A 13,308-nucleotide genomic window follows, 5' to 3' on the forward strand; every position below is an offset into this window, starting at 1 on the left:
ACGGCGCTTGGACGGTGAAAGCACGGGTACCGCCTTGGTGACGTTCCCGCACCGAGGAGGAAGCAGTGGCTGCGCACAAGCCAGGCAAGCTCGTGAAAGCAGCGCTGGAGAAGGCGGTGGAGAAGGTCGTCGAACTGACGAACCCGCCGATCCCCGGCGCCCCCAGCAGCGAACCCCCGTCGCTCGACGAGCCGACCGCTCCGCGCGGGCCGTTGCCGCCGAAGGCAGACCAGAATAGCCCCGAGACGGTGTCCCCGACGGGGGCGCCCACCGGTGCCCCGAAGATCGCCAACGGGCAGCAGGGCGAGTTCCTCACAACCTCGGCCGGCGTGAGGCTGTACGACACCGACCACTCGCTCAAGGCAGGCGAGCGCGGGCCGACGTTGCTGCAGGACCACCACCTGCGTGAGAAGATCATGCACTTCGACCACGAGCGCATTCCGGAGCGTGTCGTGCACGCCCGTGGCTATGGCGCGCACGGCGTGTTCGTGGGCTACGGCACCGCCGCGAACGTCTGCAAGGCCGGCTTCCTGGGCGACGGCGTCCAGACGCAGGTGTTCGTGCGGTTCTCCACCGTCCTGGGCTCACGAGGATCGGCGGACACCGTCCGCGACACGCGCGGGTTCTCGACGAAGTTCTACACCGAAGAAGGCAATTTCGACCTGGTCGGCAACAACATCCCGGTGTTCTTCATCCAGGACGGCATCAAGTTCCCGGACATCATCCACGCGGGCAAGCCGCATCCGGACCGGGAGATCCCTCAGGCGCAGAGCGCGCACGACACGTTCTGGGACTTCGTCTCGACGCACACCGAGGCCACCCACCACGTCATGTGGAACATGTCCGACCGCGGCATCCCCCGTTCCTACCGCACGATGGAGGGCTTCGGCGTCCACACGTTCCGCCTCGTCAACGCAGCCGGCGAGACGGCGCTCGCGAAGTTCCACTGGAAGCCGAAGCTCGGCGTGCACTCCCTGGTCTGGGAGGAGGCGCAGATGATCAGCGGCATCGACCCCGACTTCCACCGCCGCGACCTCGCCGACGCCATCGAGTCCGGCGCGTACCCGCAGTGGGAACTCGGCCTGCAGGTCATGCCCGACACGCCCAGGCAGACGTTCGAGAACATCGACCTGCTCGACCCGACCAAGATTGTGCCGGAAGAGCTCGTGCCGGTGCAGCCGGTCGGCATCCTCACGCTCAACCGCAACACGACCAACTTCTTCGCCGAGACCGAGCAGGTCGCGTTCCACGTCGGCAACCTGGTGCCGGGCATCGACGTGACCGACGACCCGCTGTTGCAGGCCCGGCTGTTCTCCTATCTGGACACTCAGCTGTCCAGGCTGGGCGGGCCGAACTTCAACCAGATCCCGATCAACCGCCCGCACGCTCCGGTCAACGACATGCTGCGGGACGGGTTCCACCAGCACGCGGTGCACGCCGGGGTCGCTCCCTACCGGCCGAACACCCTCGACGGCGGGAACCCGTTCGAGGCAGGTGCCGAGGACCGGCCGTTCGTCGAGGTGGCGCAGCCGTTGCCCAGGTCGACCAAGATCCGGCAGTCGCCCACCTCCTTCGCCGACCACTACACGCAGCCGAGGCTGTTCTGGCTGAGCCTTTCCTCGGTCGAGAAGGAGCACCTCGTGCGCGCCTTCACCTTCGAGCTCGGCAAGTGCTACGAGCAGACCATCAGGGAACGCCAGCTGCTCGTGCTGGCCAACGTCGACCCGACGCTGTGCGCCGAGGTGGCCAGGGGGCTCGGCATGCCGGCGCCGGCCGCCACCGTGCGACCCAAGAAGGTCGCGCCGAGTCCTGTGCTGTCCCAGATCGGGCGGACGTGGCCGACCGACGGACGCGTCATCGGGATCGTGGTCGATCCGGCCCACCTCGATGGCGTGCGGACCGTCCGCGAGACCGTGCTGGCGGGTGGGATGGTGCCCCTGCTGATCGCCCCGACCGGCGGGCCGCTCGACGCCGACAGCGGTCTGGTCGCCCAGCGCACCTTGCTGACCGCGCGGTCGGTCGAGTTCGACGCGGTGCTGCTCGCGGGCAGCCCACCCTCCGGAGCGGACGCGCCGGGAGGCCCCGTCGAACCGGCTGACACGATCGACCCGCGCGTCATCCGCATGGTCCAGGAGTGCTACCGCCACGCCAAGGCGATCGGCGCGTGGGGCTCCGGCCGTCTCGCCGTCGAGGCCGCCGGGTACGCCGCCCAGCCGGGCATCGTGATCGACGACGACCCAGCGGATGTGCTCAAGGAGTTGACCGTGCTGCTCGGCGCACACCGGGTGTGGGAACGCTTCCCCGCGACGATCGCCTGAGGAGTCCGGTCATGACCGACGCGCTCACCGAAGAGGAACTCGCGTTCCTCAACTCGATGTTCGACCTGGCACGGGCCGGCGAGACGGCCCGGCTGGCGGAGGCGATCGACGCGGGGATACCGGTGAACCTCACCAACAGCGCGGGAGACTCCCTGCTGATCCTCGCCAGCTACCGCGACCACCCGGACACCGTCCGGGCGTTGCTGGAGCGAGGCGCGGACACCGGGCGCGTCAACGACCGGGGACAGACCGCGCTCGGGGCGGCGGTCTTCCGCCGTTCCGAGCGCACCACCAGTCTGTTGCTCGACGCGGGCGCGGATCCCGCGCTCGGGCCGAGGTCGGCGCTCGACGTGGCCAGGCATTTCGACCTGCCCGAGATGCTGGCGCTGCTGGAGGCCCGCTCCACCGCACCGGCGGGAACGGGCGAACGGACCGCGTAGACCAGGTCAGGGGCCGCGGGTACCGGAGGCCGGCCCGTCGTCCAGGTGGCCGGATCCGGTGATGGACACGCGCCGCGGTGACGACGTGACTGTCACCGGTCGCGAGGACGGCCCGGGGGCGGTGCTTGCCCGCGGGTCCGGCTCGTGCTGTTCGACCACGTGGCGCGGGCGGGTTAGAACTCGCGGCGTGGTTGCCGCGACGTTGCTCCGCTCTCGCCGGGTACGTCGAAGACGTTCTGGACATCTGCGCCGGGCTCGACCTGCGTGACGTCGTGCTGGTCGGGCATCCGGTCAGCGCGATGATCGCGGTGCTCGCCTCGCAGGCAGACCGGCGCAGGCGCGATGGCCTTCGCCATGGCTCTGGGCTGCCCTACCGAGCGGGCGATCAACTCGTGTGGAGACGAGGCGTGATCGACAGGACAAAGGGTGAGTGGTGACCGGCCAGACGCACGACGTCTTCTTCTGCTACAGCTGGAAAAACCAGGAGTCCGCGCTCGCTTTGCACGCCACACTCATGGCGTTGGGTCTGCGCGTCTACCTCGGTTGGCTGCACGCCCGAGTGTGGGGTGAACCGGGCGGTACCTAGAACCCCAGCGCGGGTGTGTCGGTCAAACGGCTACTCGACGCCGATCGGCGCTGCGGTCGAGTGGACCGCCTCACAGAAATGTCCACAGTGGACTCAATAGGCAGGTCTGCACCAGGGGCGGACCGGCGACCAGGTCGCCGCGGAGCTGTGGTTCGCCCTGCTCCAGGAACACCGACCCGATTGACCACGGACCTTCGCCCCATCCGGCGAGGAACTCCGGCTCTGCCCGCCGGAGCGCACGCACAGCAGACTCGAATCGAGACATCAGGAAGCGAAGCGGAGGAAGAACAATGAGACGCGCGGCAGTACTGGCGATCTGCGGCGGCCTGGCCGCCCTCGCCCCGAGCCCGGCGTGGGCCGGCTCGCCGGAGTCGCTGACGGTCGCCCCGTTCGTCGCGGAGCAGGGCAGCTCCGTGGACCTCAAGCTGGTGTGCCAGAACGGGGACGCGGGCCCGGTCAGCTCACCCGCGTTCGCTGCCGAGGTGAAGCTGATCCTCCGCTCCAGCCTGCCCGGCTACCGGGCCTACACCGGCGCCGCCCGGATCGCCGACTCCGCAGGCCCCTCGTCCTCACTCCTGCCCGCGGCACCCGCGGCACCGCCGTGACCACACAGGTCGCCTGCGACACCGACCCCGGTCCGATCACTTCGCCCACGCTGTCCATGGGGACACCGCGCCGAGACCCCCATGGCCACCAGCCGTGGGCGCTGCGCGCGAGCGGCACGGTGCGCCCAGACGCCCAGCCAGGCCCACACCCGGTCACGGTGACCTGTGGCGACCAGACCCTGCGCGCCACCTTCACCGTGCTCCCCTCGGACAAGCAGCCCCAGGTCCAGCAACCGCCGGCGGGCGGTGTGGAGACCGGCGACGGCAGCGTCAGCACGCGAACCTGAAGACGCTCGAAGGGTTATCAGGCGTCCAGAAGTTCGCTCAGCAGGACGCGGACACCGCGGTCGATCTTGTCCCGGATCGGACGCACCGCCTCCAGGTCCTGTCCGGCAGGGTCTTCCTGAGCCCAGTCCAGGCACAGCTTGCCGGGAACATGGGACAGGAGTCGCCACAGCCCATGGTGATCACCGCATCCGCAGCCTCAACGTCCTCAGTGGACAGCTGGCGCTGAGCCGGTTGAGCGGACTGCGACCCGGCCCAGCGCGAGGTGCTGCTCGAACCGGAGCCAGCGCGCCCCCCTTCCGCCCGGCCAACCGCAGATTGAGATCAAGCTCGACGTCGACAGCAGGCGCGGCGGTGATGCCAAGTACCTGGCCAAGGTGTCGGCCAGTCCGGTCCAGATCGGCCAACGGCTGACGATCACTGAGACGGTCTGCCAGCAGGCCATCACCGGTACCGGGGCGCTGTGCCGCGCGATCACCCCGCTGCCACACCCTGATTGGCGTAGTTCGTGATGCCGTGAGCCAGCCACGTAAGTCGGGCTGTCGGTCGAGTTCGTGCGCGGTCAAGCGCCCTGCCCTGTTGGCTGACGACTGGACGTTCAAATGGGACAGGCGGAGCGGCAGGTCCGTTCAGGTAGCGCTGGAACTTCCGACCTCATAGGGGATGACCGGTCGTTGTCTCGGCCCTGCGCAGGGAAGGGAGCCGAAATGGCGGCGTGGACTGGTGCGGAGTTTGTGGGCGCGGTTGCCGCTCGTCGTCGTGGTTCGGCTCGCCCTCCAAGCGGGTTGGTTGGTGGTGTGCGGTTTGCGTTCTATGGGCGGATGTCGACGAGTGAGTTCCAGGAACCGCAGACATCACGGACTTTGGCAGCGGGCGGTGTCGGATGAGCTGGTTGAGGGCTTCGATGAGGTTGTGGTCGAGTTTGTCGACGAGGGTCGGTCGCGGTGGAGGTCGTGGTGGGCCAGGCCGGCGGCCGCGGCGTTGCTGGCGGCGGCGGAGCGTTCGGACCGTGAGTTCGACGCGGCCGTGGTGGGGGAGTACGAGCGCGGGTTCGAGGGTGATCAGTTCCGGCACGTGCTGGGGCGGTTGACCGCGCTGGGTGTGCAGGTGTGGTTGCCGGAGGCTGGCGGTCCGGCGGAACTGGAAAGGCCGGTGCGCCAAGCGCTGATGGTGTTGCTGGGTGCCCAGGTCCACCGCGAGGTCGCGCGAGCACGGCAGCGCGTGGTCGCGGCCATGCGGGTCCCCCGGTCGGTGGTCGACGTCCACACCCTCACCGGCACGAACGGGCAGAAATCGAGCAGCGGAAGAAGGCGAGGTCGACCACCCGGCGACCCCGCCGAACAGGTTAAAACTCAAGCTAGAAGCTTGTTCAGGCGATTTCAGCCTCTGGCGGAGTGGGTGCGGGAGGGGACCGCCGGTCGGTCGGCTTCTCCGTTGGCCCGTCCATCCAGCACTGGGCGAGACCCCGGTAGGCGGCGTGACCGAAGATCATCGCGTCGCCCCGCGCAGCTGCTCGGCCATCGGCTCCGCCAGCTCCGGATTGTCCCCCATGATCCGTCCGGCTCACCTTCCGGCCCGGCCGCGAATCCGTCCAGGGCATCATGATCGCCAGATACAGCTTCCGCGCAAGTTCCCCTGGTAGTTGTGTTCTGTCGGCTATGACTGTGATCGCAGACAGAGCTGATCGGTGCTAGGATAATCTCTATTCTGAGACGCATTTCCGCAGCTCAGAGGGTATGTGAAATTAACGAGACGTGGTTGGGGGAATTTCGGTGGCGACGCAGATTGAGGCTTCAGGGGAAATTCTGGAATACGTCCGCGCGGTCTCTTCGCGAGAAGACGACATCCTGCGGGAACTGCGCGAGGAGACCTCGGCCCTGCCCGGGGGTGGGGCCATGCAGGTACTCGCGGAAGAAGGGCAGCTGCTCGGCCTGCTGGCCCGGCTGATCGGCGCGCGGGAGGTGGTGGAGATCGGTACCTTCACCGGCTACAGCACGCTGTGCCTGGCCCGGGCGCTGCCGCCGGGCGGCGGGGTGGTGACCCTGGATATCACCGACCGGTGGCCCAAGTTCGGCGCGGAGTACTGGCGGCGGGCCGGAGTCGAAGACCGGATCGAACTCCGGGTGGGTCCGGCGGTGGACACGCTGGCCGGACTGCTCGCCGAGCGCGGACCCGGCACGGTCGACCTGGTGTTCATCGACGCTGACAAGGCCAGTTACGTGCGCTACTACGAGGCGGCGCTGGAACTGGTGCGGCCCGGCGGGCTGATCGCGGTGGACAACACGCTGTTCTTCGGGCGAGTGCTCGACCCGGCGGCACAGGATCCGGACACCGTGGCCATCCGGGAGCTGAACGAGCTGCTCCGGGACGACGAGCGGGTGGACATCTCGCTGCTGCCGGTGGCCGACGGGCTGACCCTGGCCCGCAGACGGGACTGAACAGGGCAGGTCGCTGGCGCCGCCGAGACAGGCGGACGCCGGCGACTGGGCTCCGGCGGTGGGCGGGAGTTCAGGTGCGGGTGGCATGACCGGCCAGCTCCGGCGCTCGCAACCGCATGGTGGCCGGTGCGGACTGCCGGGCGGGCGCCAGGTGCAGGCGCTGCAATCCGTCCGATGTGGATGGCTCCACTGTGGACAGACAGACGCACGGGTCCGCGGTGAACCCGGCGAACCGGTAGGCGATCTCCATCATCCGGTTGCGCTCGGTGCGCCGGAAATCGGCCACCAGGTGCACCCCGCTCCGCGCGGCCTGGTCGGCCAGCCAGTTCAGGATCACCGCGCCCGCGCCGAAGGAGACCACCCGGCAGGAGGTGGCCAGCAGCTTCAGGTGCCAGGCCGCCGCGCCGGTGCGCAACAGCAGCACGCCGATAGCGCCGTGCGGACCGAACCGGTCGGCCATGGTGGCGGTGAGCACCTCGTGCCGGGGATCGGCGATCAGCCCGCGCAAGGTCTCATCCGAGTAGTGCACGCCGGTGGCGTTCATCTGGCTGGTGCGCAGGGTCAGCTCCTCCACCCTGGCCAGCTCCGCCGCGTCCGCCCGGCCGATGTCCATCCGCAGCTCCAGCGAGCGCAGGAAGTCCTGGTCCGACCCGGCGAACTCGGCCTGCCCGGCCTCCCGGCGAAAGCCCGCGTCGTACATCTCGCGACGGCGGCGGGAGTCCGGGGTGATCGTGGCTGGGCTGAACTCGGGCAGTTCGGCCAGGCCAGCCGCGGCATCGGCCGGGTAGCAGCGCACCGTGGGCAGGTGGTGGTTCACCTCGGCGCGTTCGGTCGGCTGGTCGTCGATGAAGGCGATGGTGTCGTGGGCGAAGCGCAGCCGGTCGGCGATCTCGCGCACCGACAGCGACTTGGCCTGCCAGCCGATCCGCGGCAGCAGGAAGTACTCGGCCAGGCCCAGCTGCTCCAGTTTGGCCCAGGCCAGGTCGTGGTCGTTCTTGCTGGCCACCGACTGCAGGATGCCGCGCGCGTCCAGGGTCTTGACCACCGCGCGGATCTCCTCGGAGACTCCGACGTCGTCGCCCTCCAGCAGGGTGCCGTTCCACAGCGTGTTGTCCAGATCCCACACCAGGCACTTCACCGTCGACATCGGTCCTCCTCAGGACACAGTGGCCAGCGCGTGGCCGGCCAGGATCAGCTGGCAGATCTCGGTGCTGCCCTCGATCAGCTCCATCAGCTTCGCGTCGCGGTAGGCGCGGGCGACCACATGCCCGTCCCTGGCCCCCGCGGAGGCCAACACCTGCACCGCGGTGGCCGCGGCCTCGGCTGCCCTGGCGGCGCTGACGTGCTTGGCCAGCACGGTCGCGATGACCTGTTCCAGGGAGCCGTTGTCCCAGCAGTCACTGGCGTGCTCACAGGCCCTGGTCGCGATCTGTTCGGCCACCAGCAGTTCGGCCAGGTGCCGGGCCACCAGCTGGTGCTCGGCCAGTGGCACGCCGAACTGGACCCGGTTGCGGGCGTGCCGCACCGCGGCGTCCCGGCAGGCCCGCACGATCCCAGTGCAGCCCCAGGCCACCGACATCCGGCCGTAGGCCAGCGCGGTGGTCACCAGCAAGGACAACGGCTGCCCGCCGCCGCCGAGCAGGCGCGCCGCCGGTAGCCGGACCTGGTCCAGGCGCACATCGGCGTGCCCGGCGGCGCGGCAGCCCAGCGGATCGGCCACCGGCTCCACCGTGACGCCCGGCGTCGAGCGGGGCACCACGACCGCGGCCCCGTCGTCGCCGAAGCGGCCGAAGACCACCAGCAGATCGGCGTAGGCGGCCGCGGTCATCCACACCTTCTGGCCGTCCAGCACCACCGAGTCCCCGTCCAGCCGGATTTCGGTGTCCATTGTGGACAGATCGCTGCCCGCGGCAGGCTCGCTGAAGCCGACCGCCGCGCGGGCGCCCGCGGTCAGCCGGGGCAGGAAGCGCCGCCGCTGCGCGGAATCGCCGAGTCGCTGGATGGTCCAGGCGGCCATGCCCTGGGAGGTCATCACACTGCGCAGCGAGCTGCACAGGCTGCCGGTGAACGCGGTCAGCTCACCGTTGTCCCGGCTGGAGAAACCCAGTCCCCCGTAGCCGGTGGGCACCTCGGCGCAGAGCAGGCCCCTGGCGCCCAGTTCGTCCAGGATCTTCTCCGGCAGTTCCCCGGCCAGGTCCCAGGCCCCGGCCTCGTCACCGACCAGCCCGGCCACTCTGGCGCATTCCGCGGCCAGCTGGTCAGGCACGGTCGCTCACCGGCTCGGCCTGCCGCAACCGCAGCACCAGGCCGGTCATCCGGTCCACAGTGCGGAAGTTGTCCAGCTTCAGGTCGCCGCCGACGATGGCCACCCCGTAGGTCCCCTCCAGGTGCACCACCAGCTGCATGGCGAACATGGAGGAGACCAGCCCGGAGGCGAACAGGTCGTGGTCGGGGTCCACCGTGGTCTTCAGGGTGGCCGCCAGGTGCGCGGTCAGTTCCGCCGCGATGGTCTCCGCGGTGTGCTCGGTGCTCACGGCTGCGCCTCTCCGTAGTCGTAAAATCCCTGGCCGCTCTTGCGGCCTAGCCGTCCCGCGCGCACGTGCGCGAGCAGGGTCTCGCAGGGCTGGTAGCCGGGATTGCCGGTGCGCTCGGCCAGCACGGTGAGCGCGTCGGCGAGGTTGTCCAGGCCGATCAGGTCGGCGGTGCGCAGCGGCCCGGTCGGATGCCCAAGGCAGCCCTGCATCAGCGTGTCCACGTCCTCGGCCGTGGCGGTGCCCGCGCCGACGATCCGGGCCGCGTCGTTGATCATCGGGTGCAGCAGGCGGCTGGTGACGAACCCGGGGGAGTCCCCGACCACCACCGTGCGCCTGCCCAGCGCCGACAGCAGGGCCTGCACCTTGGCGAGCACCTCGGGCGCGGTGCGCGGGCCGCGCACCACCTCGGCCATGCCGATCAGGTACGGCGGGTTCATGAAGTGGGTGCCGACCAGCTCGCCCGGCCTGCGCGCGGAACAGGCCAGTTCGTCGATCGGGATGCCGGAGGTGTTGGACACCAACGGGATGCCATGCCGGGTCAGCGCGGAGACCTCGGCGATCACCTTGGCCTTGACCGCCGGATCCTCGGTGATCGCCTCGATGACCACCTCGGAATCGGCTGCCGAATCGAGGGTCAGGCTGGTGCGCAGTTCGGCGGTGCCCCGCCCGTGGGGTAGCGCATCCATCAGCCTGGCCAGCCGGAGCTGGTGCCCGATGCTCGTCCTGGCCCGGCCGAGCACCTCCTCGGAGACATCGACCAGGGTGACCGGGACGCCGTGCCCGATCGCCAGCGCGCTGATGCCCGCGCCCATGGTGCCCGCCCCGAGCACGGTGAGCCGGGTGGCGGGTGTGGTTGTGGCCAAAGCGGGTTCCTCCGTGCGGTCCGGGTGCGCACAACCTCGCGTGCCAGCCCCGCCCGGCAACACGACGTTGGCCGGACGTTGTCCCCACGCTGCGCCGCGCATCCGGCGAACGTCGGTCAAACGTCGAATCGCCGACCTGTCCCGCTCGGGCCTCCGACCGCCACGCTCTGCCCGACCCGCTTGACATCCGGCACGGAGAGGACCTCTGCCATGACCGCGTTTCCCACCGTCTGGGTGCTCGGCCTGGGCACGGTCGGCGCCGAGCTGGCCGCACTGTTCACCCAGCACGGGCATCAGGTGATCGGTATCGAGGCCGATCCGGCGGCACTGGCCCGTGCGACGGAGCGGATACCCGCCGTGGCGGGGAAGTTCGACCTCACCGTGGACCCGGCCGGCGCGCCGGCGCCGGATCTGGTGATCGAGGCACTGCCCGAACAGGCCGAGATCAAGCTCGCGATGTTGCGGCGGGTCAACGAGCTCTGCGGCCCGGACACCGTCTTCGCCACCACCACCGCCGGGCTGTCCGTGACCGAGCTGGCCCTGGAGAGCGGGCGGTTGACCCGCACCGTCGGCCTGCAACCGGGCGCCAAGGTGCTGGAGCTGGTCTGCACCCCGGTCACCGAGGAACCGGTGCGCCAGGCCATGATCGGGCTGATCAGCGCGCTCGGCCGCACCCCGGTGCTGGTCAGCGATCACCCCGGCTTCATCGGCGGCTCGCTGCTGTTGCGCTACCTCAACCGCTCGGCCGCGCTGTGCGAGGAGGGCTACGCCAGCCCCGCCGAGGTCGATGTGGCGATGACCCTGGGCTGCGGCTTGAAGATCGGCCCGATGGCCCAGCTGGACCGGATGGGCCTGGACGTGGCCGCGGCCGGTCTGCGCGCGTTGGCCGAGCGCACCGGTGACCGCTCCTTCACCCCGGCTCCGATCCTGGACCGCCTGGTCGAACAGGGCAGGCTGGGCCGCAAGTCCGGTCGCGGCTTCCACAACTACGAGTCCACAGTGGACGACACACCGCCGGCGCCGGCCGCCAAGGCCCGCTCGGTGCGGCGGATCGGCGTGGTCGGCTCGGGCACGATGGCCACCGGCGTGGCCGAGGTGACCGCCGCGGCGGGCTATGACACCGTGCTGGTCGCCCGCACCGACCTGCGCGCCAAACAGGTCACCGCCGCCGTGGAAAGCTCGCTGGACCGCCGGGTCCGCAAGGGAAAGCTCACCGCCGAACAGCTCTCCGCGACCATGGACCGGCTGGTCTGCACCACCGAACTCGCCGCGCTGGCCGACTGCGATCTGGTGATCGAGGCGGTCGCCGAGGACCTCGCGGTCAAACAGGCCGTCTTCGCCGAACTGGACCGGGTGGCCCGGCCCGGCGCGGTGCTGGCCACCATCACCTCCAGCCTGTCGGTGACCGACTGCGCCGCCGCCACCAGCCGCCCGCAGGACGTGATCGGCCTGCACTTCTTCAACCCGGCGCCGGTGATGCGCCTGGTCGAGGTCGTGCACACCAGGTCGAGCGCGCCCGAGGCGGTGGCCACCGGCGTCAGCCTGGCCACCGCGCTGGGCAAGCGCCCGGTGTGCTGCGGGGACCGGGCCGGGTTCGTGGTGAACCGGCTGCTGCTGCCCTACCTCAACGACGCGGTGGCGCTGGCCCACCGGCAGCACCTGGACATCGCCGACGTCGACCAGGTCATGGCCGGTGGACACGGTTTCCCGCTGGGGCCGTTCCAGTTGCAGGACATGATCGGCCTGGATGTCTGCCTGGCCACCGTGATCCGGCTGCACGAGGTCTTCCGGGACCCCGGCCTGAGCCCGGCCGAACCGCTGCGCCAGCTGGTCGCGGCCGGTCACCTCGGCCGCAAGACCGGCCGGGGCTTCTACCCGCACGAGCCCGCCTGACCGCAACCGCATCCGACCCAGACAGCTTGGGGGACAACAGCATGACCTCCGTCCACACCGAGGACCTGCCCGAGCAGGACATCCCGGAGCACTACACCGCGGCTCACCTGCGCGCCGAGGACGTCGGCATGTTCGCGGGCGAGCGGGACAAGGACGTGCGCCGCTCGCTGCGGGTCGGCCAGGTGCCGATGCCCGAACTGGCGCCGGATGAGGTGCTGGTCGCGATGATGGCCAGCGCCATCAACTACAACACCCTGTGGTCGGCCACCTTCGAGCCGGTGCCGACCTTCGGCTTCCTGCAGAAGTACGCCAAGCAGGGCCGGTGGGAGAGCAGGCACGACCAGCCCTACCAGGTGGTCGGTTCCGACGGCGCGGGCGTGATCGTCAAGGTGGGTGACGGGGTGCGGCGCTGGCAGCGCGGCAACCACGTGCTGATCAGTCCGGTCCAGGCCGACGACCAGGACCCGGTCACGCACGCCGACGCGATGATCAGCGGGCAGCAGCGGGTCTGGGGCTTCGAGACGAACTTCGGCGGACTGGCCGAGTACGCGGTGGTCCGGGCCTCCCAGCTGATTCCCAAGCCGGGGCACCTGTCCTGGGAGGAGGCCGCGAGCATGCCGCTGTGCAACAGCACCGCCTACCGGATGCTGGTCAGCGAGCGCGGCGCCCGGATGAAGCAGGGTGATGTGGTGCTGGTGTGGGGCGCGGCCGGTGGTCTTGGCGTGCACGCGGTGCAGATGGTCAAGAACGGCGGTGGCATCGCGGTCGCGGTGGTCGGCTCGGAGCGCAAGGCCGAGCTGGTGCGCAAACTCGGCGCGGACGTGGTGATCGACCGCAGGGAGATCGGGCTCGGCGAGGGCGACGGGCACGACCCGGCCGCTGTGCTGGCCGCGGGCAAACGACTGGGCGGGTTGATCCGCAAGCACACCGGCGAGGATCCGCACATCGCCTTCGACTACGTCGGCCAGGCCACCTTCGGCACCTCGGTGTTCGTGGTGCGCCGCGGTGGGGTGGTGGTCACCTGCGGCTCCAGCACCGGGTACCAGCACCAGTATGACAACCGCTACCTGTGGATGAAGCTCAACCGGGTCATCGGCAGCCACGGCGCGAACCTGCTGGAACAGTGGGAGGCCAACCGGCTGGCGGAACTGGGTCACGTGGTGCCGGTGCTCAGCGGGGTCTACCCGCTCAGCGAGGTCGGCGAGGCGACCCGGCTGGTGCAGCAGAACCAGCACATCGGCAAGGTCGGTGTGCTCTGCCAGGCAACGGAACCGGGGCAGGGGATCACCGATCCCGCGGCCAGGGCACGCATCGGCGAGGCGCGGCTGCGGCCGCTGGAGGGCTGA

At 70.0% G+C, this 13,308-nt stretch carries 12 protein-coding genes; 7 read left to right on the forward strand and 5 right to left on the reverse strand.

All coding sequences use genetic code 11. From position 1 onward, the window contains the following. Positions 1–65: 65 nt before the first annotated feature. Together ACWDY5_RS22505 and ACWDY5_RS22510 are read left to right on the forward strand one after the other, a co-directional pair. The gene (locus ACWDY5_RS22505; RefSeq protein ID WP_449724128.1) at positions 66–2,318 is read left to right on the forward strand and encodes a catalase; all 2,253 of its coding nucleotides are present in this window, start codon (positions 66–68) and stop codon (positions 2,316–2,318) included. 11 nt (positions 2,319–2,329) lie between these two features. Further along, entirely contained in the window at positions 2,330–2,758 is a 429-nt protein-coding gene (locus ACWDY5_RS22510; protein WP_449724129.1) for an ankyrin repeat domain-containing protein, read from the forward strand. A gap of 173 nt (positions 2,759–2,931) precedes the next feature. Here ACWDY5_RS22510 and ACWDY5_RS22515 read toward each other — a convergent pair whose 3' ends face one another. Then, entirely contained in the window at positions 2,932–3,114 is a 183-nt protein-coding gene (locus tag ACWDY5_RS22515; RefSeq protein ID WP_449724130.1) for a hypothetical protein, read from the reverse strand. Positions 3,115–3,634: 520 nt separating this feature from the next. Between ACWDY5_RS22515 and ACWDY5_RS22520 the strand changes: the two genes are divergently transcribed. The 3 genes from ACWDY5_RS22520 to ACWDY5_RS22530 all read left to right on the forward strand — a co-directional run bounded on the left by ACWDY5_RS22520 (position 3,635) and on the right by ACWDY5_RS22530 (position 6,672). Beyond that, positions 3,635–3,949 carry a hypothetical protein gene (locus ACWDY5_RS22520; RefSeq protein ID WP_449724131.1) on the forward strand — a complete coding sequence of 105 codons (315 nt, stop codon included), beginning with the start codon at positions 3,635–3,637 and terminating at the stop codon, positions 3,947–3,949. Continuing rightward, positions 3,946–4,236, forward strand: coding sequence for a hypothetical protein (locus ACWDY5_RS22525; protein ID WP_449724132.1), 291 nt, complete (start codon positions 3,946–3,948; stop codon positions 4,234–4,236). The genes ACWDY5_RS22520 and ACWDY5_RS22525 overlap by 4 nt, the downstream gene beginning before the upstream one ends. A 1,770-nt stretch (positions 4,237–6,006) precedes the next feature. Beyond that, the gene (locus ACWDY5_RS22530) at positions 6,007–6,672 is read left to right on the forward strand and encodes an O-methyltransferase (protein WP_449724133.1); all 666 of its coding nucleotides are present in this window, start codon (positions 6,007–6,009) and stop codon (positions 6,670–6,672) included. A gap of 70 nt (positions 6,673–6,742) precedes the next feature. On the opposite strand, the gene ACWDY5_RS22535 is transcribed toward ACWDY5_RS22530, so the two are convergent. The 4 genes from ACWDY5_RS22535 to ACWDY5_RS22550 are packed head-to-tail and all read right to left on the reverse strand — an operon-like array spanning position 6,743 to position 10,069. Continuing rightward, positions 6,743–7,819 (reverse strand): HAD-IIIC family phosphatase, encoded by a 1,077-nt coding sequence (locus ACWDY5_RS22535; RefSeq protein WP_449724134.1) that lies wholly within the window; start codon positions 7,817–7,819, stop codon positions 6,743–6,745. A gap of 9 nt (positions 7,820–7,828) precedes the next feature. Beyond that, positions 7,829–8,938, reverse strand: a complete 1,110-nt coding sequence (locus ACWDY5_RS22540) for an acyl-CoA dehydrogenase family protein (RefSeq protein ID WP_449724135.1) — start codon at positions 8,936–8,938, stop codon at positions 7,829–7,831. Then, on the reverse strand, positions 8,931–9,206 hold the full coding sequence (locus ACWDY5_RS22545) for an acyl carrier protein (protein WP_449724136.1): 276 nt from the start codon (positions 9,204–9,206) through the stop codon (positions 8,931–8,933). Before ACWDY5_RS22545 ends, ACWDY5_RS22540 begins: the two co-directional genes overlap by 8 nt. Then, positions 9,203–10,069, reverse strand: a complete 867-nt coding sequence (locus ACWDY5_RS22550; protein WP_449724137.1) for a 3-hydroxyacyl-CoA dehydrogenase family protein — start codon at positions 10,067–10,069, stop codon at positions 9,203–9,205. The genes ACWDY5_RS22545 and ACWDY5_RS22550 overlap by 4 nt, the downstream gene beginning before the upstream one ends. 210 nt (positions 10,070–10,279) lie before the next feature. Here ACWDY5_RS22550 and ACWDY5_RS22555 point away from each other — a divergent pair, with 210 nt between their 5' ends. Beyond that, positions 10,280–11,962 carry a 3-hydroxyacyl-CoA dehydrogenase family protein gene (locus ACWDY5_RS22555; protein WP_449724138.1) on the forward strand — a complete coding sequence of 561 codons (1,683 nt, stop codon included), beginning with the start codon at positions 10,280–10,282 and terminating at the stop codon, positions 11,960–11,962. Between the two features lie 41 nt (positions 11,963–12,003). Further along, positions 12,004–13,308 carry a crotonyl-CoA carboxylase/reductase gene (ccrA, locus tag ACWDY5_RS22560; RefSeq protein ID WP_449724139.1) on the forward strand — a complete coding sequence of 435 codons (1,305 nt, stop codon included), beginning with the start codon at positions 12,004–12,006 and terminating at the stop codon, positions 13,306–13,308.

The sequence above is a fragment of the Crossiella sp. NPDC003009 genome, assembly GCF_053591555.1.